The 21,969-nt window shown below is 62.9% G+C and carries 20 protein-coding genes and 1 pseudogene; 11 read left to right on the forward strand and 10 right to left on the reverse strand.

Annotated features, from left to right (window positions below):
* Window positions 1-30 precede the first annotated feature (30 nt).
* From ACQ4W7_RS19135 to ACQ4W7_RS19150, 4 genes are all read left to right on the forward strand, one after another.
* Entirely contained in the window at window positions 31-1,566 is a 1,536-nt protein-coding gene (locus ACQ4W7_RS19135) for a TonB-dependent receptor domain-containing protein (RefSeq protein ID WP_436532525.1), read from the forward strand.
* A gap of 147 nt (window positions 1,567-1,713) precedes the next feature.
* Window positions 1,714-2,385, forward strand: coding sequence for a thiol:disulfide interchange protein DsbA/DsbL (locus ACQ4W7_RS19140; RefSeq protein ID WP_426072739.1), 672 nt, complete (start codon window positions 1,714-1,716; stop codon window positions 2,383-2,385).
* Window positions 2,386-2,397: 12 nt separating this feature from the next.
* The gene (locus ACQ4W7_RS19145; RefSeq protein ID WP_426072740.1) at window positions 2,398-2,622 is read left to right on the forward strand and encodes a hypothetical protein; all 225 of its coding nucleotides are present in this window, start codon (window positions 2,398-2,400) and stop codon (window positions 2,620-2,622) included.
* 225 nt (window positions 2,623-2,847) lie between these two features.
* Window positions 2,848-3,594: an SDR family oxidoreductase gene (locus tag ACQ4W7_RS19150; protein ID WP_436532527.1), complete on the forward strand. Its 747-nt coding sequence runs from the start codon at window positions 2,848-2,850 to the stop codon at window positions 3,592-3,594.
* Here the strand turns inward: ACQ4W7_RS19150 and ACQ4W7_RS19155 are convergent.
* The 6 genes from ACQ4W7_RS19155 to ACQ4W7_RS19180 form a co-directional block, all read right to left on the reverse strand.
* Window positions 3,591-4,502 (reverse strand): efflux RND transporter periplasmic adaptor subunit, encoded by a 912-nt coding sequence (locus ACQ4W7_RS19155; RefSeq protein WP_436532529.1) that lies wholly within the window; start codon window positions 4,500-4,502, stop codon window positions 3,591-3,593. The two genes, ACQ4W7_RS19150 and ACQ4W7_RS19155, sit on opposite strands and share 4 nt — an antisense overlap.
* A gap of 48 nt (window positions 4,503-4,550) precedes the next feature.
* Complete coding sequence (locus tag ACQ4W7_RS19160; protein WP_101484274.1) at window positions 4,551-4,751, reverse strand: DUF1656 domain-containing protein; 201 nt, start codon at window positions 4,749-4,751, stop codon at window positions 4,551-4,553.
* Window positions 4,741-6,888: an FUSC family protein gene (locus tag ACQ4W7_RS19165; RefSeq protein WP_436532531.1), complete on the reverse strand. Its 2,148-nt coding sequence runs from the start codon at window positions 6,886-6,888 to the stop codon at window positions 4,741-4,743. The genes ACQ4W7_RS19160 and ACQ4W7_RS19165 overlap by 11 nt, the downstream gene beginning before the upstream one ends.
* Before the next feature lie 10 nt (window positions 6,889-6,898).
* Complete coding sequence (locus ACQ4W7_RS19170) at window positions 6,899-7,405, reverse strand: MarR family winged helix-turn-helix transcriptional regulator (RefSeq protein ID WP_426072744.1); 507 nt, start codon at window positions 7,403-7,405, stop codon at window positions 6,899-6,901.
* A 232-nt stretch (window positions 7,406-7,637) separates the two neighbouring features.
* Window positions 7,638-9,050 (reverse strand): efflux transporter outer membrane subunit, encoded by a 1,413-nt coding sequence (locus ACQ4W7_RS19175; protein WP_436532533.1) that lies wholly within the window; start codon window positions 9,048-9,050, stop codon window positions 7,638-7,640.
* A 138-nt stretch (window positions 9,051-9,188) separates the two neighbouring features.
* The gene (locus ACQ4W7_RS19180) at window positions 9,189-9,506 is read right to left on the reverse strand and encodes a DUF4148 domain-containing protein (RefSeq protein WP_436532535.1); all 318 of its coding nucleotides are present in this window, start codon (window positions 9,504-9,506) and stop codon (window positions 9,189-9,191) included.
* Window positions 9,507-9,790: 284 nt separating this feature from the next.
* Here ACQ4W7_RS19180 and ACQ4W7_RS19185 point away from each other — a divergent pair, with 284 nt between their 5' ends.
* The 3 genes from ACQ4W7_RS19185 (at window position 9,791) to ACQ4W7_RS19195 (ending at window position 11,137) form a co-directional block, all read left to right on the forward strand.
* Window positions 9,791-10,120: a hypothetical protein gene (locus tag ACQ4W7_RS19185; protein WP_436532537.1), complete on the forward strand. Its 330-nt coding sequence runs from the start codon at window positions 9,791-9,793 to the stop codon at window positions 10,118-10,120.
* Between the two features lie 125 nt (window positions 10,121-10,245).
* Window positions 10,246-10,563, forward strand: a complete 318-nt coding sequence (locus ACQ4W7_RS19190; RefSeq protein WP_426072748.1) for a hypothetical protein — start codon at window positions 10,246-10,248, stop codon at window positions 10,561-10,563.
* A gap of 85 nt (window positions 10,564-10,648) precedes the next feature.
* Entirely contained in the window at window positions 10,649-11,137 is a 489-nt protein-coding gene (locus ACQ4W7_RS19195) for a DUF2244 domain-containing protein (protein WP_436532539.1), read from the forward strand.
* 5 nt (window positions 11,138-11,142) lie between these two features.
* Here ACQ4W7_RS19195 and mgrA read toward each other — a convergent pair whose 3' ends face one another.
* Window positions 11,143-12,183 (reverse strand): L-glyceraldehyde 3-phosphate reductase, encoded by a 1,041-nt coding sequence (gene mgrA, locus ACQ4W7_RS19200; RefSeq protein WP_436532541.1) that lies wholly within the window; start codon window positions 12,181-12,183, stop codon window positions 11,143-11,145.
* Between the two features lie 123 nt (window positions 12,184-12,306).
* On the opposite strand from mgrA, the gene ACQ4W7_RS19205 reads away from it, so the two are divergent.
* Complete coding sequence (locus tag ACQ4W7_RS19205) at window positions 12,307-13,851, forward strand: CYTH and CHAD domain-containing protein (RefSeq protein ID WP_436532543.1); 1,545 nt, start codon at window positions 12,307-12,309, stop codon at window positions 13,849-13,851.
* 102 nt (window positions 13,852-13,953) lie between these two features.
* Here ACQ4W7_RS19205 and ACQ4W7_RS19210 read toward each other — a convergent pair.
* The 3 genes and pseudogenes from ACQ4W7_RS19210 to ACQ4W7_RS19220 all read right to left on the reverse strand — a co-directional run.
* Window positions 13,954-15,312: pseudogene (locus ACQ4W7_RS19210) on the reverse strand (putative bifunctional diguanylate cyclase/phosphodiesterase); the annotation flags it as partial.
* Window positions 15,313-16,619: 1,307 nt separating this feature from the next.
* Window positions 16,620-17,198: a superoxide dismutase [Fe] gene (sodB, locus tag ACQ4W7_RS19215; RefSeq protein WP_071078930.1), complete on the reverse strand. Its 579-nt coding sequence runs from the start codon at window positions 17,196-17,198 to the stop codon at window positions 16,620-16,622.
* A 211-nt stretch (window positions 17,199-17,409) separates the two neighbouring features.
* Window positions 17,410-18,438, reverse strand: coding sequence for a LacI family DNA-binding transcriptional regulator (locus ACQ4W7_RS19220; RefSeq protein ID WP_426072752.1), 1,029 nt, complete (start codon window positions 18,436-18,438; stop codon window positions 17,410-17,412).
* 406 nt (window positions 18,439-18,844) lie between these two features.
* Here ACQ4W7_RS19220 and ACQ4W7_RS19225 point away from each other — a divergent pair, with 406 nt between their 5' ends.
* From ACQ4W7_RS19225 to ACQ4W7_RS19235, 3 genes are read left to right on the forward strand one after another with little or no spacing between them, the layout of a single operon-like run.
* Window positions 18,845-20,134 carry an extracellular solute-binding protein gene (locus tag ACQ4W7_RS19225; protein WP_436532546.1) on the forward strand — a complete coding sequence of 430 codons (1,290 nt, stop codon included), beginning with the start codon at window positions 18,845-18,847 and terminating at the stop codon, window positions 20,132-20,134.
* A 7-nt stretch (window positions 20,135-20,141) separates the two neighbouring features.
* Window positions 20,142-21,137, forward strand: coding sequence for a carbohydrate ABC transporter permease (locus ACQ4W7_RS19230; RefSeq protein WP_436532548.1), 996 nt, complete (start codon window positions 20,142-20,144; stop codon window positions 21,135-21,137).
* On the forward strand, window positions 21,134-21,952 hold the full coding sequence (locus ACQ4W7_RS19235; RefSeq protein ID WP_070282696.1) for a carbohydrate ABC transporter permease: 819 nt from the start codon (window positions 21,134-21,136) through the stop codon (window positions 21,950-21,952). The genes ACQ4W7_RS19230 and ACQ4W7_RS19235 overlap by 4 nt, the downstream gene beginning before the upstream one ends.
* Window positions 21,953-21,969 lie beyond the last annotated feature (17 nt).

Raw genomic sequence — 21,969 nt, forward strand, 5'->3', positions numbered from 1 at the left:
GCGCCGCGGTGACGCCTCCAGCCTGCCGCCATGATGCCTGCCCCTCCCGCCCTGACCATCGCCACGCGCGCCTTGCTGCTGTGCGCTTTGGCCATGCCGGCGTGCGCGCAGGACAGCGTGGATGGCGGCGCGGCCGGCGTCACGCATGGCGACTTGTCCGCCGAGCTGGCGCAGGGCGGCCAGCACAGCGCGCGTGGCGCCTTGTCGCGCGACCAGGGCGGCATGACGCTCGATATGGCCATCGACGGGCTACGCAATGGCAATTACCGCGATGGCAGCGTGTTTCACCAGCGCGGCTTCAACGGCGGCGCGGAATGGAAGATGCGCCAGGGCCGCTTCGGCTTCAGCGCCGACCAGTTGAGGCAGGACACCCGCTATCGCGCACCCGAGGCGCCGTTCCTGGCCCTGCTGGCGGTCCGCCCGGAAGACCTGTACCGCTATGAAGTGCGGCGCGCCAGCGCCTTTGTGCAGCGCTATGTGGGCAAGTTCGAGCTGGGTGTGGAGCTGTCGCAGCGGGAAAAGCATGCCACGGCTTACTATGCGGGCGAGGAGGGCAGCAGCGAATCGCGGTACAGCAGCCGCCGCCGGCAACTGGCGCCCCGCGTGCGCCATTACGGCAAGGTGGGCGGCGTGGGCACGGATACGGAAGTGGGCCTGGACCTGATGCAGTGGCAGCGGCGCTCGGGCCGCGATGGCGATGGGCAGCGCCGCCAGTATTCGCGCGCGCTGTTGCTGCGCGAGGAGCTGGCTTTCGGCGGCGCGTATGCGCCGCGCCTGCTGCTGGGGCTGCGGCATGAACAGTTCCAGCTCGATCCTGCCGACATGCCCGCCGGCGGCAGCGACTGGGAAAACCAGAATGCCTGGGATCTGCAGGGCAGCCTGCAATTGCGCCCGCAGCTGAGCGTGTACGCCAAGGCCGCGCGCAGCTACCGCATCGATGATGATGGCTATACCCGCGCCGGCTACCGGCCCCTGGCGGGACAGCTGCGGCGAGAAACGGAAGTGGGCGCCACCTTCGGCGATGCGGCGCGCAGCGCTTCCGTGCGCGTCTTCAGCGAGCGCCTGAGCAACCAGATTGTCTTCGACCAAAGCCTGGGCCAGCTGGGCTTTGCGGGCAACCTCGACCCTTCGCGCCGCGACGGCATCGCCATCGAGGCCAGCATGGCACTGGCGCGTGACTGGCGCCTCGACGCTCAGCTGCGGCAAGTGCATGCGCGCTACGATGATTATGCCTACGATGGCCCGGATATTGCTCTCGTGCCCAAGACCCTGGCCAGCCTGCACCTGTATTGGACGGGGCAGGCCGGCGCCAGTGCCGACGTGGGGGTGCAATGGCTGCGCGCGCTGCGCTATGGCCGGGATTTCGACAACAGCTGCCTGGCGCAAGTGCCCGCGTTTGCGACCCTGGACGGACGCTACGTGCGCAAGCTGGGCGCGTGGGAGCTGGAACTGGCCGGCAGCAACCTGGCCAACCGCCGTCATTACGGCGATGCGCCGGGCTGCCGCTCGAGCATTTACCTCAAGGATGCGCGCCAGCTGCGCGTGTTGGCGCGCTACCATTTTTGAGGTGCGAGCGCAGCGGGGCTTAAATGCGGCTTAAGCGGGCGCAAAGCGGGGCGATAAACACGGCTTTTTTCCGCCCGGGCTTCATCGTCCGGCACAAAAAGTGGTAATCTCGCTCCGTTCACGACCACTTTATGATGAAGGATTAATATGCGTTTTCTGCGTTTCTTGCGTCCTCTGCTCGCCGCCGTCACCTTGGTGGCAGCCACCGGCGGCGCCATGGCGGCCGATACCGGCTTTACCACGCTCTCCACGCCAGTGCGCACGGACACGGGCAAGAAGGTGGAAGTGGTGGAGTACTTCATGTATTCCTGCCCGCATTGCTATGCGCTCGATCCGCTGATGCACGACTGGGTCAAGAAGCAGGGCGACAAGATCGCCTTCCGCCGCATCCACCTGGCCTTCTCCGGTCCGAAAGACCCGCAGGCGCACGCCTATGCCACATTGGAAGCGATGGGCCAGCTGGAGCAGTTCCACGACAAGATCTTCCGCGCCATTCACGTCGAACGCAATCGCCTGAACCGCGATGACGCCATCCTCGACCTGTTGGTGAAGAACGGCATCGACAAGGCCAAATACCTGGACATGTTCAATTCCTTCGGCGTACAGACCAAGCTGAAGCGCAACGAGCAGCTGATCACTGCCAGCAAGATCGACAGTGCGCCGACCATCGTCATCGACGGTCGCTTCGTGACCTCGCCGGCGCAGTTGTCGCGTCCGGGGCAGTCCGAGCCGCAAACTCAGGCAGCGACCCTGCGCGTGATGGATGAACTGGTGGCGCGCACCCTGAAAGAGCGCGCTCCCGCGCCAGCGAAGAAGTAAGCGCAGAGCGCCATGAAACAGTTGCCCTGGACCTTGTGCGCGCTGGCCCTCGCCCTCGTGGCCTGGCTGGCGATTGCCGTCGTCAATGTGGAAAACCAGCGCAATGCGCTGGTCACCAAGGCTTGCGTGGACCCTGCGTTCAAGAACGAGGTCGACGCGAAATGCCTGGCGTCCGTGCAGTCGCGCGCGCACTGGTGGCAGCATCTTGGCTATGCCATGACGCACTTCAGGCCATAGAACGCCGGATAAAATCTACTGCGCGTCGCGCTTTGCGGCCGGCGATGCTCACCGTACTAAAATACGGTTGCGCTTCTCGGCCACAAATCACTGCCGCTCGCTACGATTTTCTCCAGCGTTGTGACGATGAGGGATGGCTCGGTAAAACTGCCCGCTTTGTTGTGCGGGCTTTTTTACGTCTACAGGTTGCGGGTATGATGGGCTAACAACCATCGAGGAGGGACGATGAAGGAAGTGATACTGATTACCGGCAGCAGCCGCGGCATCGGCGCGGCGACTGCCTTGCTGGCGGCGCGCCAGGGCTATGCCGTCTGCGTCAACTATGTGCGCGATGCGCAGGCGGCCGACGAACTGTGCGCGCGTATCGTGGCTGGCGGCGGCGAAGCCATCGCCGTGCAGGCTGACGTGGGCGATGAAGCCGACGTGGCGCGTCTGTTTGACGAAGTCGACGCGCGCCTGGGAACGCTCACGGCGCTGGTCAACAACGTGGGCGTGCTGGAACAGAAATGCCGGCTGGCCGACATTTCCGTGCAGCGCCTGGAACGCGTGCTGCGTACCAACGTGATCAGTTATTTTCTGTGCTGCCAGCAAGCGGTGCGGCGCATGTCGACGCTAAACGGCGGGCAGGGCGGGCGCATCGTGAATGTCTCGTCGGTGGCCGCGCGCATCGGCTCTCCGGGCGAATACATCGACTACGCAGCCTCGAAAGGCGCTGTCGATACGCTTACCCTCGGGCTGGCAAAAGAAGTGGCGGCCGAAGGCATCCGCGTCAACGGCGTGCGGCCCGGCATCATCTACACGGACATCCACGCTTCGGGTGGCGAGCCAGGACGGGTGGCGCGCCTGGCGCTCGGCGTGCCCATGCAGCGCGGCGGCCAGCCGGAAGAAATCGCCGCCGCCATCCTGTACCTGCTGGGGCCAGGAGCGAGCTATGTGACGGGCAGCATCCTCGACGTGGCCGGAGGCCGTTAGACCTTGTGCGGTGCGGCTGGCGCGGCCCTGGTCGGCGCTGAATGGGGCGTGATCTGGGGCGTGATCACCACGGTGCAGGTGGTGCCGGCCACCAGCAATTGTCCCTTCGGCTGCTTGTCGATGTGGATGCGCACGGGCACGCGCTGCGCCAGGCGCACCCAGTTGAAGGTGGGATTGACGTCGGCCAGCAATTCGCGGCCCGTGGCGGCGTCGCGGTCGGTGATGCCGCGCGCGATGCTTTCGATATGGCCATGCAGGGTGCCGCCGCTCATCAGATTCATTTCCGCCTTGTCGTCCTGCGCCAGCATGCCCAGCTTGGTTTCTTCGAAATAGCCGACGACATAATACGAGGCGCTGTCGATGACGGCCAGCTTGGCCGCACCGACGGCGGCGAAATCGCCATTGTGCACGTTCAGGTTCGTCACGTAGCCGCTGACGGGGGCACGTACGGTGGTGCGTTCCAGGTTCAATTGGGCCAGCGCGCGGGCGGCCAGCGCCGCCTGCACTTGCGACGAGGCCGAGCTGGCGGCAAACGCCGCGCTTTCGCGGCTTTCCGTGGAGATGATGCTGGCGTCGAGATTGGCGCGGCGCTGCGCTTCCTTGCCGCGGCGTCCCTGCTCCGTCCTTTGCGCGGCCAGCACGGCGTCGGCCTGCGCCAGCGCGCTGGCATAGCGTTCCTTGTCGACGATGAACAGGATATCGCCCTTTTTCACCACCTGATTGTCGCGCACCAGCACGTCCGTGACGGTGCCGGCCACGTCGGCGCTGATATTGACGATATCGGCCTTGATGCGCCCGTCGCGCGTCCACGGCGACTCCATGTAACGGTCCCAGACGGTCTTGCCTATCCAGAGGGCCGCGGCCAGGAGCAGCACGGTGATGGCATAGCGGGTCAGTTTGCTTACCATGTCGGTAGCCTTTCCTTGATCAGATTGAACATTTTTTTTATTTGAGCGTTATTGGTACAGCGATAAAGCCAGAGCGCCAAAGATGGCGATGAAGATGCACAGCCGCGCCAGCGACGGGTGCCACACCATGCGGTACACGCCCAGCCAGCCCAGCACGCGGTCGAGCAGGGTTTGCAGGCCGATGCTGAGGATGAACAGGGGCAGCAGGGTGGGAATCAGAATTCCGAACAGGGCGAATTCACGCGGCATGATGGTCTCCGGCGTCAGGCGCCATGTTGTCGAGTAATGAGGTGTAGATCGAATGCAGGTCGACCAGCGCCGTCTGCAGACGCACGTCCCGTTCAGGCGCCGTGTCGCTGGCGGCTTGGGCCGAGCGCACCACGGCGCCCGCCTGCAGGGTGGCCGCCAGCGCCGCCTGCAGTGCCGTGTCGCTGCGCGTGCGCAGCCAGGCGGCGATGCTGTCCACGCAGCGCTGCAAGGCGTCGCGCGCGGGGCTGTTGCCGGAGGAACTGCCAATCAGTTCGCGCAATTCGATCACGGAGTGGCCGATTTCCAGCAGGGTCAGGGCCTGGCGCACGACGGCGCGCGTGGCGACACCCGGCGCCGGGCCGGCCGCCGCGTTGAGCTGGCTGAGCAGGTCGCGCACGCGGTTGTCGAAACGGTGTTTTACGCGCCGCGCGGGCGCCGTGCACGCATGCAGCGCTTCGCGCCACAGGGCCGGGCCGATATGGTCCTTGTGGCCCATGGTGTGCTCGGGCAGCAGCACGGCAAACACGAGGGCGGCGAGCATCAGTCCCACGATCAGCGCCATGCCCGTGTTGAGAAAAGCGGCGCCGTCGACATGCATCAGATTCGTCGGCGCCATCTGCGTGATGAAGGTCGACACGCCCAGGCCCACGCCCAGCTTGGCGGGATTCGTCATCAGGTACAGGCCCACGGCCAGGAACGGCGCAAAACTGAGTACCAGCATGGGGAAGCCGTCGCCGTGCACCAGCACGAAATACACGCACACCAGCGACAGCGGCATGGCGATCAAAAAACCCGCCAGCACTTGCCGGATCATCAGGATGGGGCGCGGCGAGGACGAGGCCAGCGCGCAGAACACGGCCGCCATCAACATCGCCGTGCTGGCATAGGGCCAGGCCAGGAAGTAGGCGCCCACGGCCAGCAGGGCCAGGCTGATGGCCGCGCGCGCGCCGCTGGCGATCACCAGCGCGGGCGGCGTCTTCGGCGCATACGCCTGCGGCGTGCTGATGGCCAAAGGCGTGTCGTGCGCCAGGCTGAAATACACTTCGTGAAAGCGGCTCACGTCGCGCGCGAAGCGTTCCAGCAGTTCGCACACGGTGTCGAAATCGATGCGCTGCGCATGTACGATGGTCGCGCTATCGATGTCCGTGCGCGCCTGCGCCAAGGCCGTTTGCAAATGCCGCTGCATGGTGTCGAGCGAGTCTTGCGAAGGCGTCGCTTGCAGCGCTTCGGCGACGATGGCGTACAGGGGCGCGCAGGCTTGCATAACCTGGGTCTCGCCATCGCGCTGCAGGCGGTCGAACAGGCGGTGGAAGGTATAGAAGGTGGTCAGCGCCGTCATGAAGGTGGCGTTGAAGGCGTGCAGCTTGCGGTTTTGCGCGCGCACGTGGCCCACCTTGCTGGTGACTTCAAACAGGGCGGCCGAGCGGCCCAGTTCCAACGCCGCCACGTCGGCGGCAAACTGCAAATGCGTCAGTTCCACCTGCGCCGGCGTGAGTTTTTGCTGCAGCACGTCCTGGCAAAAGGTGAGGAATTTGCCGTAACGCGCCTGCACCGTGCGCATCACCTGCGTGCCCTGGTGGCGCGGCAGCAGCACGCTGGACACGGCTGCCGAGCAGATGATGCCCAGGCTCACTTCAGCCACGCGCGTGACGGCCAGCGCGAACACCTGCATCGGCTGCTCGATGGCGGGCAAGACGATCATGCAGGCCGTGTAGCCAGCCAGCACATACACATACGACTGGGCGTTGCGGTGCAGGGCCGAGCCGCTCGTGCACAGGCCCACCCACAGGGCCAGGCCGGCGAACAGCAGCACCGGCTGCTGCGGGAACAGGCCGATCAGGGTCAGCGCGGCCGTGCATCCCAGCAGGGTGCCGCACAGGCGGTAAAAGCTTTTTTCCAGCACCATGCCGCTGCTGGGCAGGGCCAGGATGATGGTGGTGGTCATCGCCGTGCTGGGCGAATCGAGTCCCAGCCGGTAGGCCAGCCACAGGGCGCAGAACGCGGCGATCAGGGTCTTGCCGACGTAGATCCAGCGCTCGCCTTCCGTCGTGCGCCAGTCCTGCAGCGCCAGCGCCAGCCAGTGGGCCGCCCGGGACAGGGGGCCTTGCGTGAATGTTGTTGCTGTGGCTGGCGTCATCGATAGGCTATCAGTTCTGGTGCTGAAGATTGTTGAGGTTACGCAGCTGGCGCATGTACAGCTTGTCGAGCACTTGCAGCTCTTCTTCCGTAAAGCCTTCGTACAGGGCCGAGGTTTCCTGGTACACGTCGGGCAGCGCCGTTTCGATCAGGGCGCGGCCCTTGTCGGTCAGCGAGATCATCACCGAGCGGCGGTCGCCGGGGCGCGTGCCGCGGTGGATCAGGCCGCGCGTTTCCAGGTCGTTGCACACGCGCGTCAGGTTGGCCGGCTTTTCATGACACGCCATGCCCAGGGTGCAGGCGTTCGAGGTTTCGTCGTCCGTGCCGTACAGCACGGCGAGCACCATGTAGCTGGCATCGACCAGGTCGTGTTTTTTCAGCGCGGCATTGGTCAGGTCCTTCATGCCTTTTTGAATGTGGTACGTCATGCGCAACAGGCGCATCAGTTCCATGGGGAAGCCTGGCATGCGCGTGCGGATGTTTTGCAGCCGCTTGGAGGTGGCGTCAAAAGCGGTCATGTCATATTCCTTCATGTGTGAATAAAGTTCCGATTGTATCTTGTTGAGCCATGGCAATGCCAGGATTGCAAGCTGAGTAATCGTCAGGAAATTATTGTGAAATTATGACGAACAGAGCCGGGTGCTATGCAAGGCGTCCGCCGCGACGCAGTGCGAGCACTGCGAGCGGTGGGCAACGCCGCAGAGCACCGGTTATGGAAGTCAGAAATCACAATAATTTATTGGGGGTTACTTAGATCCCGCCTCCCAGTGCATTCATCAAGGAAACATACAGATCGAGTTCGCGTGCTCCATTCTGCGCCTGCTGTTGTTCTTCCGCCAGCAGCGCCACTTGCGTGTTGAGCATGTTGATGGCGTCGCTCATGCCCGCCTGGTAAGCCTTTTCCGCCAGGTCGCGCGCGCGCTGCGCCGTGGCCAGCGCCTGCACGGTCAGTTGGTGCTGCCTGGCCAGCGACTGGGCGCGGGTGACGGCGTTGGCCACGTCGGACATGGCACTGATGACGGTGGCGTTGTACTGCTCCACGGCGCCGTCGTACACGGCCGTCTGGCTGCCCAGCTGGGCGCGCAGGCGGGCGCCGGCAAAGATGGGCAGGCTCAGCGCGGGCGAGGCGCCGCGCACCTGCGAATTGGCATCGAGAAAATGGCTGAAGCCGAAGGCCTGAAAGCCGGCAAAGGCCACCAGGTTGACGTTCGGGTAAAACTCGGCCTTGGCTGCGTCGATGCGCTGGGCCGCCGCTTCCACGCGCCAGCGCTGGGCGGCGATGTCGGGCCGGCGGCCGATCAGGTCGGCGGGCAGCGCTTGCGGGATGGCCAGCGGCTGGTCCAGGCGCAGCACGGGGCGCGTGAGCGCCGCACCGGCTGCCGGCCCCTTGCCCGCCAGGGCTGCCAGCTGGTTGCGCAGCAGGGCCAGTGACTCGGCCGACTGTTCCAGCTGGCGGCGGCCCGCCGGCAAGGTGGTTTCGATTTGCGCCACGTCAATGTCGGTACCGATGCCGGCCGCCTTGCGCTGGCGCGTGATGTCGAGGATGCGGGCGCGCTGCGCCAGGCTGCGTTCGATCACATCCTGCAGCTGGAATTCATACGACAGCTGGATGTAGGTGCGCACCAGCGCCGTTTCCAGGGCCAGGCGGGCCATCTGCGATTCGGCAGAGGCCATCTGCACGTCGCCCAGGGCGGCGGACAGGGCGGCGCGGTTGCGGCCCCACAGGTCCAGGTCGTACGAAGCCGTCACGCTGGCCTGGTTGCGCCAGGCGTAATTGCCGGCCAGCGGCGCCGGCGTGCTGCCGTGCTGCGAATACAGTTCGCGGTTGATGGAGATATTGGCGTCCGCCTGCGGGCGGGTCTTGTCTTCAAACGCGCCTGCCAGCGCCTCGGCCTGGCGCACGCGCGCCTGGGTGCCGCGCAGGGTGGGGCTGTCGGCCAGCGCCTGCTCCATCAAGCGGTTCAATTGGGGGTCATGCAAGTCTTGCCACCATTGCGTGCGCGGCCATTGTATGACGGCACTGGCGGCGGCATCCATAGCCTTGCTCGCTTGCAGGACATTGGCGTCGAGCATGGCCGATTGCGGCGCGATATGGCCCATGTCGGCGCAAGCGCTCAAGGCAAGGATCAGGCTGGCGGCAAGCAAACGGCGGTGCAGAGACATGCAGGGACTCCGGGGGCGATAGTGTGGGGGGTGTTGCTGGAGCATCACAGCTCGCCGCGGTGAGCGCCGGGAGTGGCCAGGTATGCTGCGCCGCAACTGAGGTGTTTTACTGACTACTGAAACCGGCTGACTGGTTTCTTATTTCACGACGTGCTTGGTGGTTTGCGCGACATCAAAGTCCGCTTCCGTTTGCGGGATCAGGCCAGCCTTGCGGGCGGCGTAGAACTCGGCCATGACTTGTTCGCGCGTCACCTTGCTGGCGGCGGTGGCCGGCGTTTTCGGGTAGTCGACTTCGCTGGTGGCGATTTCGCCGGCGTTGCGGGCACGGATGTATTCGGCCGTGACGTCGGCGCGCGTCAGTTGCTGGCTGGCGGTGGTTGGCGCGGCGCTTTGTGCGAAAGCCGAGGTAGCGGTGGTGATGGCAAACAATGCTGCGATGAGTGATTTGGCTTGCATGATAAGACTCCAATATGTGCATGATGGCTGGGTGGATGGGCCGGCTCGCCACGTACCGGTCGGTTCGGCGGCAGGGCGCAGGTGGGCGTCCTGCCGCCGATGAAGCAGTTTCTGGATGAGAAGATGCTTACTTGAATTAACTATATCAATGAATAGTACATTTGTGAAGTAATTTTTGAAAATACTTGTACGATGCCGCATTTCCCCCGAGGAAATGCCGTGCAGGCGTGCGCCGCTGGCCAAGCCAGGGGAGTAAGCTGGTTTTTTATGAATGGGAGATCGCCATGAGCAGCAGCACACTCGATCCGGATAATTTGCCCGTCACGCCCGACCGCGTACTGGGCAGCGGCCATGGCAAGGGCGCGCTGGGGCCTAGCGACAGTTCCGACAGCGGCAGCGACATGCAGGGCGTGCCTGGCCAGGATGCGGAAGAGCTCGATAATGACAGCGATGCGGCCGGCACGGGCGAGCGGGCCGGGGTGGAGCCCCACAACGCGGCACCCGATGGCGGCGACATCGACGTCGATCATGTGGAGCGCCTGGTGCCCGTGGCGCCGGCAGAGGATAGCGAGGACGCACCGCGCGCTGGGCAGGCGCCGGTGCCGCGTCCCTGATGCCGAGTGGTGGCGAATTGTCGCCACGAATTACTGTTTCTCCTGCGCCATCAGCGTAAAATGTGGGCAAGGCGGCGTACGCGTCGCCATGGCCAGCCGGCCGGCACACGATAGGATGTCAGAGGATGCAAACGCAGATGTCGGAAGAGAAAGAAAAAGACTTGATGTTGATGTACCGCGAGACGCGGCCACGCGAGTTTTTTGGCGAAAAAAGTAACACCAATCACCTGGCCTGGAGTTTGCTGGTGGTGTTGCTGGCGCTGGCGTTCTGGCTGGTCGTGGCGCTGGCGGCGGCGGAAAACCAGCGCTACGCCCTGGCAACGAAGGCTTGCCAAGACCGTGTGTTCCCTGCGGAAATCGACGCGTCTTGCCTGAAGCAAGTCAGGTCGCGCGACCACTGGTGGCAGCATGTGGGCCATGCGCTGGTGCGGATGGGCGCCTGAGCCGGGCGCGATATGGCTGAACTTGGCCGGCGCCGCGAGGGCCGCTGCGGTGATACGGTGATGGAACGATAGTGCGGGAGGTGCCATGCCACGCGATCACTCGCGCGAGCAGCCGCAATGGCTGCTCGCGCGCCGCAGTGCCTTGACGGCGCGCCAGTTGCTGCGCGCCTATGGTTTGCTATGCCTGTTTTCCCTGGCGATCGCTGCCGCCTTTGCGCTGCGCGGCTTCTGGAGCATTCTCGTCTTTTCGTTCGCCGAACTGGGCCTGGTGGCCCTCGCCCTGCTGTATTACCTGCGCCATGCGCGCGACTATGAACATATCGCCCTGCGCGACGGCGAGCTTATCGTCGAACAGGTCAGCGCCGGCCACTGCCGGCGCCACCACTTTTCCCCATGCCGCACGCGCGTCGCGGTGCCGCACTGGCCGCGTCAGTTGATACACATCCATGAGTTCGGCGTTGGCGGCGCGCAGGTGGATGTGGGCGTGTTCGCCACGCCCGAACGGCGCCGGCAAGTGGCGCAGGAATTGCTGGCCCTGTTGCCACCGCCAATATCGCCGCCAGCGCCGCCCTGAACGCCTTACACGGCCCGCGACGGGCCTTTCCACAGATTGATATGACCTTCACGCGCCTGCACGTCGATGGCCGCCAGTTCCTCGGCCGTAAAACTCAGTTGCTGCAGCGCGGCCACGTTTTCGCGGATCTGCGCGCTGCTGCTGGCACCGATCAGGGTCGAGGTGACGCGCGCATCACGCAGCACCCAGGCCAGCGCCATCTGCGCCAGAGTCTGGCCGCGCTGCGCGGCGAGCTGGTTCAGCGCGCGTACCCTGGCCAGGTTTTCCGCGCTCAGATGGTTCTGCGTCAGCGAACCGCCGCCGGGACGGTTGACGCGTGCATCCTGCGGCACGCCATCGAGGTACTTGTCGCTGAGCAAACCCTGCGCCAGCGCCGTGAAGGTGATGCAGCCCATGCCTTGCTCTTGCAGGGTATCGAGCAAGCCGTCTTCCTCGATCCAGCGGTTGAGCATGTTGTAGGCAGGCTGGTGGATCAGGCACGGCACTTTCCACTCTTTCAGCAGCGCTGCCGCCTCGGCCGTCTTTTGCGGCGAGTAGGACGACAGGCCCACGTACAGCGCCTTGCCCTGCTGCACGGCGCTGGCCAGCGCGCCCATGGTTTCTTCCAGCGGCGTGTCGGCGTCGTAGCGGTGCGAGTAAAAGATGTCGACGTAGTCCAGGCCCAGGCGCTGCAAGCTCTGGTCCAGGCTGGCCAGCACATACTTGCGCGAACCGCCGCCCTGGCCGTACGGGCCTGGCCACATGTCCCAGCCTGCCTTGGTGGAAATGATCAGCTCATCGCGGTAAGGCAGGAAATCGTCGCGCAGCAGCTTGCCAAAATTGCTTTCCGCGCTGCCATACGGCGGGCCGTAGTTGTTGGCCAGGTCGAAATGCGTGATGCCCAGGTCGAAGGCCGTGCGCAGCATGTCGCGCTGCGAGGCCAAGTTGTTGCTGTCGCCAAAGTTGTGCCACAGGCCCAGGGACAGCAGCGGCAGTTTCAAGCCGCTGCGCCCGCAGTTGCGGTATGGCATGCTGTCGTAGCGGTTCTCGGCGGCGTGGTAAGTCATGGCATCTCCCGGTTGAATGAATCGCTTATTTTCGCGCAAAATCAAGCTGGGCGTGCGTGCGCCATGCATTGTTGTGGCGATGCGTCTTACAATGCAATGTCCCCTTATTGAGATGGCAAGGCCATGGAAGTCGAACTGAAATTGTTGCTGGACCCCGAGCATGCCCCGGCCTTGCGCTGTCACCCCTTGCTGGCGCAGTACGCCACGGGCACGCCGGTCGTGCTGTCCATGCACGATATTTACTTTGATACGTCCGATTTGCGCTTGTGTCGCCAGCAGGCGGGCTTGCGCGTGCGCCGGGTGGATGACGACTGGACACAGACCATGAAGGCGGGCGGCACGATCGCCGGGGGCTTGCATAGCCGCAATGAATGGGAGGGGCCGGTCGATGGCCCGGAACCTGACCTGGATGCCTTGCGCAAGCGCATGCGCGGCAAGAATCCCTGGCGCGCGCTGCTGCGCGAGCCCGAGATCCGCGATGGCTTGCGGCCCGTGTTCAGCACCCGCATTGAGCGTAGCGTCTGGCAATTGCGTCTGCCCCAGGGCGATGCCATCGAATGCGTGCTGGACCAGGGGAGCATCATTAGCTGCGAACACAGCATTGCCATCAGCGAAGTGGAACTGGAATTGAAGGCGGGGCGCGCGGACAGCCTGTTCGAGCTGGCGCTGGCGCTGCTGCAAGACCTGCCCTTGCAGGTCGGCCAAATGAGCAAGGCCGAGCGCGGTTACCGGCTGGCGGCGGGCATGCCGCTGGCAGCAGTCAAGGCGCCGGCGCTGGCGCTCGATGCTTTCATGACGGCGCAGCAGGCATTCCAGGCCATCGCCACGCATTGCCTGCAGCACATGCTGGATAACCAGGCGGGCGTGACGGCCGGCGATGTGGAAAGCCTGCACCAGATGCGCGTGGGCTTGCGGCGACTGCGTTCGGCCTTGCAAATGTTCAAGGCCTTGCTGGCGCTGCCCGATGAACTGCGGCGCGAACTCGACTGGCTGGCGCAGGCGCTGAGCGCGGCGCGCGACTGGGATGTGCTGGCCGGCGACACGCTGGCCCGGCTGGAGGAAGGCGAGGGCGGCCTGGCGCCGCTGCAGCAGGCCGCCAGGGTGCTGGCACAAGACTATCATGGGCAGGCTGGGCGGGCCGTCGCGTCGCCGCGGGCCACGCGTCTGTTCCTGTCCTTGACCCGCTGGCTGCAGGCCGCCGGTTGGCGCGACACCATCACTTCCCGGCAGCGGCTCCGGCTCGATGTGCGTGTGCCCCGCTTTGCGCGCCAGGCCTTGCTGCGCAGCCAGCGCCGTTTGTTAACACGCGGAAAAGACTTGCTGCGGCTGGCGCCGCCGGCACGCCACCGGGTGCGCATCGCGGCCAAGAAAGCCCGTTATGCCACTGAATTTTTTGCCTCGCTATATGACGCGGACGAGGTCAAGTCCTACGTGAAATGGCTGTCCGTCTTGCAGGACGAGTTGGGGTGGCGCAACGATAACGAGGTAGCGGATGGTTTGCTGCGGGCGCTGGCTGAAATGCAGCCGGACCTGCTGCCCCAGGCCGCCTATGCGCGCGGCTTCCTGGCGGCACAATTGCAGGGCGGTGCAGGCAAGGCGCTGGCGCGGCCGTGGCGGCGCTACGCGGCCGCCCTTTTGCCATCGCATGTCAGCATCGCCGATGCTTGAACCCCGGGCATGGCGCGCTGCGCTGCCGAATGGACGCTTCAGCTCATAATTTGCTGTTCAGGCAAGCGGAACTGGCGCAGTCGCGGATGCGATCCTACGCGACTACAACGGCGCCGTTGCCGCAGTCAGACAACGGCTCTGCACAAATTTTTCCAGGTCCGGTAGTGTCAATGGCTGGCTGAAGAAGTATCCCTGATAGGCGCGGCAGCCATGGCGCGCCAGGAAATCACGCTGCGCCAGCGTCTCGACGCCCTCCGCAATGACCGCAATGTTCAGGCTACGCGCCAGGGCGATGATGGTTTTGGCGATCGATGCATCGCTAGGATCATGGATCACGTCGCGGACAAAAGACTTGTCTATCTTTAACTGATCCAGCGGCAGTCGCTTGAGATAGGCCAACGAGGAATATCCTGTGCCAAAATCGTCGAGCGAAAAACCGACGCCGTGCCCTTTGATCGAGGACATCTTTGCAATCACGCCACCGACGTCGGACACCAGCAGGCTCTCGGTCAGCTCCAGCTTGAGACGATGTGGATCGGCACCGCTGCAGGCCAGGGCGAACAGCACCTGATCGACAAAATCGTCTTGGTTGAACTGGCGCACGCTGACGTTGACCGCGATGGTCAGATGGCGCATGTCGGGGCACCCGGCCCAGGCGACCAATTGCGCGCAGGCCGTTTCAAGCACCCATTGCCCCAGCGGCAAGATCACGCCGATTTCTTCGGCCAAGGGAATGAAGTCGCCCGGCGACACCAGTCCGCGTATCGGATGTTGCCAGCGCACCAGTGCTTCGACTCCGGTAACGCGTCCATCGTGGTCGATTTGAGGCTGGTAATGGAGTATCAACTGGTGGCATAGAACGGCGTCGCGCAAGTCCGTTTCCAGCGCGGCCCGTTCGAGCATGGCTATCTCCATGGCGGGATCGAAGAAGCGCAAGGCATTGCGTCCCACCGCCTTGGATTTGTACATGGCCAGGTCCGCCTGCTTGAGCAGATCGTCGATGCTCGTCAGATTACCCATGAATAGGGTAGCGCCTATACTCGACGTGCTGCGATGGGTAAGCTGGTTGAGCCAGTAGGTCTGGCTCAATTCATGCAGTATCTTGTTGCCGACGATGTCGACCTGTGCCGCCGCCTGTTCCGCATTCACATGCAGGTCCGTTAGCATGACGACGAACTCATCGCCCCCCAGGCGGGCCACGGTGTCGCCCGCGCGTACGCACCCGACCAGGCGCCGCGCGACTTGATTGAGCAACAAGTCGCCCATGTCGTGCCCGAGGGTATCATTGAGCGTCTTAAAGTTGTCGAGATCGATGAACAGTACCGCGCCATAGTTGCCGCTGCGTAGACTGGTCTTCATTGCCTGCTTCAGGCGATCCAGCAGCAAGATGCGGTTTGGCAGCTTGGTGAGTTGATCGAAGAAGGCCAGTTGCTGTATTTGCTTCTCTGTCTTCTTACGCTCTACCCGTCGCAGCCGGTGCCGTTTTTGTATGATCAGTAGCCCGAGCGTGCTGAATATGGCGACCAAACCGAATAGTACGCTTTGCACATACAAGCTGTGGCGCCATGGCGCGAACAAGACCTCGGTATCGCGGCTGACGGCGATGCGTAGCGTCGTCCCGAAGATAGCCGCGCTCGATGGCACCTGGCGCTCGGCGACCATGCGTTTCTTTTTGGTGCCATGCGCCATGCCGGGCAGTAGTCCAGGCGTTTGGGTGCCGCTCTGGCGTGACGAAACCATGTATAACTGGCCGTCTTCGCGTGAGATCGAGCTATGGACATCGCGTGCATAACGCACCGAATCGAGCAGGTCGGAGAAGTATGCCGGCGCCAGGCTGACCATGACTATGCCGCCAAAGCCGCCTTGAAACCCGCTTATGCGGCGGCACAGGCTGATCGCGCCGGGAGCGCCGGTGTTGCCGGGCGGCGCGCTAACGTGCAGCAATCGCGGATCGGCGAGCCGCATGGCTTTCTGGAAGCAATCGTTTTGGTGAAAATTTTCGCCGGCCATGCCGGTGTCGCTGCCGGCCACCACACGCCCTTCAGGATCAATGACCAGGATGGGACGGATGCCGATCAGCGCATTGTTGATCACCTTGAGCGAGTGATTTGCCCGCCGCAGGTGGTCGCCTTGCGCTTGCCAAGCCGCTAGTTCATCGATGACACTGTCGATCACCCGCTTGGTCAAATTCAATTGCGGCGTTAAATTTTTCTCCACGATCTCCGCCTGCATCGTCAGTCGCTCGTGTTCCTGAGTATCGATCCGGTGATATTCCTCGTACTGGGTGAATGCAATGAAGCCGGCCAGTGCGGACAGCACCATGGCGTGGATCAGCCATTGTTGGAAAAAGTGTTCATTTTTAATGTGCTGCGGTGCGGACATGGAAGGTAGGGAAGGTTCTGGCGCGGCAGCCCGTTGCCACTGGCTTGCTTCGGCCCGGATGGCCAAATGCTTTTGTTGCAAATGAGAAAGTGTAGCGGGGCATGCGTAAGCAAAATGTAAATTGCTTAGTCGGGCACGTAAATGTTTCGTAAATTCCGGACATATCGTCCCGCTGCCATTTGCATGAGCAGTGCCAGAAGGAGGGGATTGGTCTGCTGGCCAGGTGCGCCAACTTGGCCAGCGTCACGCGTTGATGTGGATGATGCGTTCACATGTAAAAAAGGAAGTTATTACCTTTCAGTAAAAACTTCCTTTGGGAAAATATGACAATTTTCATGTCATATTTTTATGTCAAAATGTCGTTGACGTTGACAAGAAAAACGCGTTTAAGCGAAGTTCTTGGCAACGAATTCCCAGTTGACCAGGCCCCAGAACGTTTCCACGTACTTGGCGCGCAGGTTGCGGTAATCGATATAGTAAGCGTGTTCCCAGACGTCGCAGGTCAGCAGTGGCTTGTCGCCGGTGGTCAGCGGGCAGCCGGCGTTCGAGGTGTTGACGATGTCGACGGAGCCGTCGGCTTTTTGCACCAGCCAGGTCCAGCCCGAACCGAAGTTGCCCACGCACGACTTGGTGAATTCTTCCTTGAACTTGTCGAACGACGACCATTTGGCGTTGATCGCGTCAGCCACGGCACCGGTAGGCGCGCCGCCGCCGGCCGGCTTCATGCCGTTCCAGTAGAAGGTGTGGTTCCATACTTGCGCTGCATTGTTGAAAATGCCGCCCGACGATTTCTTGATGATCTCTTCCAGCGACAGGTTCTCGAACTCGGTGCCCTTGATCAGGTTGTTCAAGTTGGTGACATACGCCTGGTGATGCTTGGCATAGTGGTATTCCAGGGTTTCTTTCGAAATATGCGGCGCCAGAGCGTCCATTTCATACGGCAGTGGTGGCAGAGTATGTTCCATGTGATGTCCCTTTGTGGTGAGTGTTCGGAGTCTTCCGGCCCGGGGCCGGAGGGTTGAGCCTGCGTGCTTGAACTAAGCATTCTTGCTGATCGAGCCACTATTGTAAAGCGGATGCGCCATTGCTGCAGATTCCCGCATGCGTCGCGGATGTTGGTGGCGTAGTGATTCTCGTTTAGCCTGAATCGGGCGGAAAAGTTCCCAGCCGCAAGCTTCAGCGGATGCGGCGGGTGGTCTCGCGCACGATCAATTCCAGCGGCGGAATGGCCGCCTGCACGGCCTCGCCATTGATCAGGCCCAGCAGCGCTTCGGTGGCGATGCGGCCGATGTCGTACAGGGGCTGGTGGATGGTCGTCAGTGGCGGCGTCGTGTAGGACGAGCCGGGCAAGTCATCGAAACCGACGAGCGAGATATCGTCGGGCACGCGGATGCCCTTGCGGTACAGGCACAGGCGCACGCCATAGGCGGACAGATCGTTGGCGGCGAAGACGGCGCTGAATTGTTGCTGCGTATCGAACAGATGGTTCATGGCCAGCATGCCGCTTGCTTCGTGGAAATCGCCTTCCACCATCAGTTTCGGGTCGATGGCGATATCCGCTTCGCGCAGGGCGCGCTGGTAGCCCGTCAGGCGCTCGGCCGCATCCGTATTGTTGGCCGGGCCGGCCACAAAGGCGATGCGGCGGTGGCCCAGTTCCACCAGGTGACGCACGGCCAGGTAGGCGCCGTATTCGTTGTCGAGCTTGAAGCCGATGGCGCTCTTGGTCGCCAGCGCGCGGCCCGTCGAAACGATGGGCCGCTGCTGCGAGAAATCGAGCACGCTCTGGTCCGAGATGCGCCCCGACAGCAGGATGATGCCGTCGACCTTCCTCGCCAACAGCAAACGGATGCGATCGGCCTCTTCCTGCGCATTCCAGTGCCCGCTGACGATGACGGACGCATAGCCCGTGTCTTTCAAGCCGTCGTCCACGCCGCGCAGGCTTTCGTCGAAGAAGGGGCTGGAAATATCCTGCACCACGATGCCGATGGTCATCGAGCGGCCCTTTTTCAAGCCCTGCGCCATCTGGTTCGGCGCGAATTTCATGTGCGCGATGGCCGCCAGCACGGCGTCGCGTTTGTCGTCGGAGACCCTGGCCGTGCCGTTCAGGATGCGCGAGACGGTGCTGGGCGAGACTCCAGCCTGGCGGGCCACGTCGAGCAGCGTGGAAGGGGGAGCAGCGTGGACGCTATTGTCGCTATCGTTCAAGGTGATTCCTGGGTATCAAGATGGCTGGTTGTCGGTGCTCTGAAAACCTTTTCATCGAAAGATTACCATAAATGCCCACCGGGGCCGTAGGTCGGCTTAGCCCAAGGGACGCAAGCCGACATATTGTTGGCCATGCACGTCGGCTTACGCGCTGGCGCACCTCGGCGGCCCCGCTAACCCGAGGTATGTGTGAAAACGTTTTCACAAAAAACAACAGCCAGCTTGGCAGCCTGTATTTTCTCCTTTCTCATAGGAGAACACGCGCCACGGGGGCCATCTCGCCACGCTGGTCTCAATAAAAATGACAACTTTTTCGGTTGACTTGATTTTCTTTGCGGTGTTAAATGGATGCATGGTGTGAAAACGTTTTCAAGATAGAAGACGCTCAATAAACGGAGATGAAATAATGAAGTCAAGCATTCTTGTCGCGGCCCCGCTGGCAGCGCTGACCCTGGCCTTTGGCGTGGCCGCCGCGCCCACCGCCGTCCCGCCGGCTGCAGCCCTGCCGGCGCTGGCCCCCGCCACGCTGACCGTCGCCTCGTTCCCCGACCTGGACCGCGCCGTCAAGACGGCCTTGCCCCTGTGGGAAAAGCTGTACCCGCAAGTGAAGGTCAAGCTGGTCAGCCTGCAGATCGATGACCACCATAACTCGATGACGACGGCGCTAGCGGCCGGTGCGCGCCTGCCTGACGTGATGGCCATCGACTTCCGCTATGTCGGCAGTTTCGCCGAATCGAAGGGTATGGAAGACTTGCTGCAGGCGCCTTACGGGGCCGGGCAGTACCGCGCTCAGTTCGTGCCGTTCACCTTTGTGCAGGCCACCAGTTCGCGCGGCACCCTGGGCGCCATGCCGGCCGATCTGGGACCGGGCACCCTGTTCTATCGCAAGGACTTGATGGACAAGGCGGGCATCAAGGAGGCCGACCTGACGCAGTCGTGGGAGTCGTACATTGCCGCCGGCAAGAAACTCAAGGCGGCCACGGGTACCTATCTGCTGGCCGGCGCCAGCGACCTGGCCGACATTGTTATCCGCGCCAACCTGAAAGACGGCGAAGGCATTTATTTTGGCGACAAGGGGCAAGTGCTGGTCGACTCGCCCCGCTTCGTGAAAGCGTTCGAACTGGCCAAGGCGGCGCGCGTGGCCGGCATCGATGCGCGCACCGTGGCCTGGACGGGCGAGTGGGCTGAAGGCTTCAAGCGCGACAAGGTCGCCAGCCAGATGATGGGATCGTGGCTCAGCGGCCACCTGGCCAAGTGGCTGGCGCCGGCTTCCTCCGGCCAGTGGCGCGCGGCGAACCTGCCGGCCGGCGCGCTGGCATCGTATGGCGGCTCCTTCTACGGCATCCCGAAAAAGGCGGCGAACAAGGCGCAGGCGTGGGAATTCATCAAGTTCATGACCGTGAACAAGGATATCCAGCTGCATTCGCTCAAAGAGATCGGCGCCTTTCCCGCCCTCAAGGCGGCGTATGCGGACCCCATGATGGACGAGCCGCAGCCGTATTTCGGCGGCCAGAAGACGCGCTTGCTGGCGCGCGACACGGCAGCGAAAATTCCCGTCATCCGCGTCGACAAGTTTGACGCCGTGGCGCGCGACATCGTCAACATGGAACTGGAAAGCGTGCTGGCGCAAAACAAGGATATCAAGACGGCGCTGGCCGACGCCAAGGCCCTGATCACCCACCGCGCGCGGCGCTAGGATCAGCATGAGCCACTTGAATCTCCCATCGGCATCGCTGGCGCACGAGGCGCCCGCGTCGGCGCGGTCATCACGCAAACGCTACACCATGAAGCAATGGGCGCCGTATATTTTCATCAGCCCCTTCTTCATCCTGTTCGCCGTCTTCAGCCTGTTCCCGCTGCTGTTTTCCATCTACCTGTCGTTCAACCAGTGGGAAGCGGCCAGCGGCGTGGAAGCCATGCAGTGGGTGGGCCTGGATAACTACAAGTACGCCCTGAGCGATCCGTGGTTTTTGCGCTCGCTGGGCAATACCATCTGGCTGGCGCTGGCCTCGGGCGTGCCGCAGCACCTGGTGGCCATTCCGCTGGCGGCCTTCATCCACAACAGCTTCAAGCGCTCGCGCAACCTGGTGATCGGGATTTACTTTTTACCGTTCATTACCTCCAGCGTGGCTATCGCCATGGTCTTCAACACCCTGTTCTCGCGCGACTATGGCCAGATCAATGTGCTGATCCAATGGTGCGCCAGCCTGCCGCTGGTGGGCGGCCTGTTCCCCGTTGAGTCGATCGACTGGCTGGGCAGCTCGCTGTTCATCAAGCCGGCCGTTGCCTTCGTCATCTTCTGGCGCTACCTGGGCTGGAACCTGGTGTTGTATCTGTCGGCGCTGCAGGTCATCCCGAAAGATTTGTATGAAGCGGCGACCATCGACGGCGCCTCGAAGCGCCAGCAATTCTGGTACATCACGCTGCCGCAGCTGCGCCCCATGATCTATCTGGCCGTCACGCTCACCATCATGGGCAATTTGCAGTTGTTCGAGGAGCCGTTCGTGCTGGTGGCCGAATCGAGTGGCGTGAGCCAATCGGTGATGACGACGGCCATCTTCGTCTACAAGACGGCGTTTTCCTCGGGTGACTTCGGCATGGCGTCAGCCATTTCCTGGCTGCTGTTCCTGATCATTGCCAGCACCACCTGGGTGAATAACCGCATCTTCAGCCGCAACGAACGCAAGGAGACCCGATGAAAACTACCCGCTGGACGGCTTACGCCATGGTGGCCATCGGCGCCCTGATCATGGTCGCGCCGTTCTACTTCATGTTCGTCTTCGCCACACATACGAGCGCCGAGATCTACAGCCTGCCGCCGCCGCGCTGGTTCGGCACAGCCCTGCTGAACAACATCGAGCTGCTGCAGGAACGCCTGCCGTTCTGGCGCAATATCGGCATCAGCCTGTACGTGGCCCTGATGACCACCGCCCTGACGTTGTTCTTTTGCTCGCTGGGCGGCTATGCGTTTGCCATGTACGAGTTCCGTTTCAAGCGGCCCTTGTTTACCCTGGTGATGGCATCGATGATCATCCCGTCGTTCATGAACATGATTCCGACCTTCATGTTGATGGATTTCCTCGGATGGCTGGACCAGCCGCGCGCCCTGTACGTGCCGGGAGCGGCCGGCGCGCTGGGCATTTTCCTGATGCGCCAGTACATCGGCACGGCGATTCCGAAAGACTTGATCGAGGCGGCGCGCATCGACGGCTGCGGCGAATTCGCCATCTACTGGCGCGTCGTGCTGCCGCTGATCGGCCCCGCCATGGGCACCCTGGGCCTGATCACCTTCATTAACTCGTGGAACAATTTCATCACGCCGCTGGTCGTCATGCGCTCTGTCGAGAACTATACGATCCCGCTGGCCCTGCGCAGCATGCAGGCGCCGAACAACACGGAGTGGGGCGCACTGATGACGGGTGCCGCCATCGCCGTGCTGCCGCTGCTGCTGATGTTTTTTGTCGCCTCGAAGCGCCTCATAGAAGGCCTCACGCAAGGCGCCGTCAAAGGCTAGCACTCTCTTAATCCACT

It is taken from the genome of Janthinobacterium algoris (assembly GCF_051380935.1).
GTDB lineage: Bacteria > Pseudomonadota > Gammaproteobacteria > Burkholderiales > Burkholderiaceae_D > Janthinobacterium.

Coding starts and splice junctions, on each gene's coding strand:
- ACQ4W7_RS19135 (WP_436532525.1), top strand. CDS start 31: ATGATGCCTGCCCCTCCCGCCCTGACCATCGCCACGCGCGCCTTGCTG.
- ACQ4W7_RS19140 (WP_426072739.1), top strand. CDS start 1,714: ATGCGTTTTCTGCGTTTCTTGCGTCCTCTGCTCGCCGCCGTCACCTTG.
- ACQ4W7_RS19145 (WP_426072740.1), top strand. CDS start 2,398: ATGAAACAGTTGCCCTGGACCTTGTGCGCGCTGGCCCTCGCCCTCGTG.
- ACQ4W7_RS19150 (WP_436532527.1), top strand. CDS start 2,848: ATGAAGGAAGTGATACTGATTACCGGCAGCAGCCGCGGCATCGGCGCG.
- ACQ4W7_RS19155 (WP_436532529.1), bottom strand. CDS start 4,502: ATGGTAAGCAAACTGACCCGCTATGCCATCACCGTGCTGCTCCTGGCC.
- ACQ4W7_RS19160 (WP_101484274.1), bottom strand. CDS start 4,751: ATGCCGCGTGAATTCGCCCTGTTCGGAATTCTGATTCCCACCCTGCTG.
- ACQ4W7_RS19165 (WP_436532531.1), bottom strand. CDS start 6,888: ATGACGCCAGCCACAGCAACAACATTCACGCAAGGCCCCCTGTCCCGG.
- ACQ4W7_RS19170 (WP_426072744.1), bottom strand. CDS start 7,405: ATGACCGCTTTTGACGCCACCTCCAAGCGGCTGCAAAACATCCGCACG.
- ACQ4W7_RS19175 (WP_436532533.1), bottom strand. CDS start 9,050: ATGTCTCTGCACCGCCGTTTGCTTGCCGCCAGCCTGATCCTTGCCTTG.
- ACQ4W7_RS19180 (WP_436532535.1), bottom strand. CDS start 9,506: ATGCAAGCCAAATCACTCATCGCAGCATTGTTTGCCATCACCACCGCT.
- ACQ4W7_RS19185 (WP_436532537.1), top strand. CDS start 9,791: ATGAGCAGCAGCACACTCGATCCGGATAATTTGCCCGTCACGCCCGAC.
- ACQ4W7_RS19190 (WP_426072748.1), top strand. CDS start 10,246: ATGCAAACGCAGATGTCGGAAGAGAAAGAAAAAGACTTGATGTTGATG.
- ACQ4W7_RS19195 (WP_436532539.1), top strand. CDS start 10,649: ATGCCACGCGATCACTCGCGCGAGCAGCCGCAATGGCTGCTCGCGCGC.
- mgrA (WP_436532541.1), bottom strand. CDS start 12,183: ATGACTTACCACGCCGCCGAGAACCGCTACGACAGCATGCCATACCGC.
- ACQ4W7_RS19205 (WP_436532543.1), top strand. CDS start 12,307: ATGGAAGTCGAACTGAAATTGTTGCTGGACCCCGAGCATGCCCCGGCC.
- sodB (WP_071078930.1), bottom strand. CDS start 17,198: ATGGAACATACTCTGCCACCACTGCCGTATGAAATGGACGCTCTGGCG.
- ACQ4W7_RS19225 (WP_436532546.1), top strand. CDS start 18,845: ATGAAGTCAAGCATTCTTGTCGCGGCCCCGCTGGCAGCGCTGACCCTG.
- ACQ4W7_RS19230 (WP_436532548.1), top strand. CDS start 20,142: ATGAGCCACTTGAATCTCCCATCGGCATCGCTGGCGCACGAGGCGCCC.
- ACQ4W7_RS19235 (WP_070282696.1), top strand. CDS start 21,134: ATGAAAACTACCCGCTGGACGGCTTACGCCATGGTGGCCATCGGCGCC.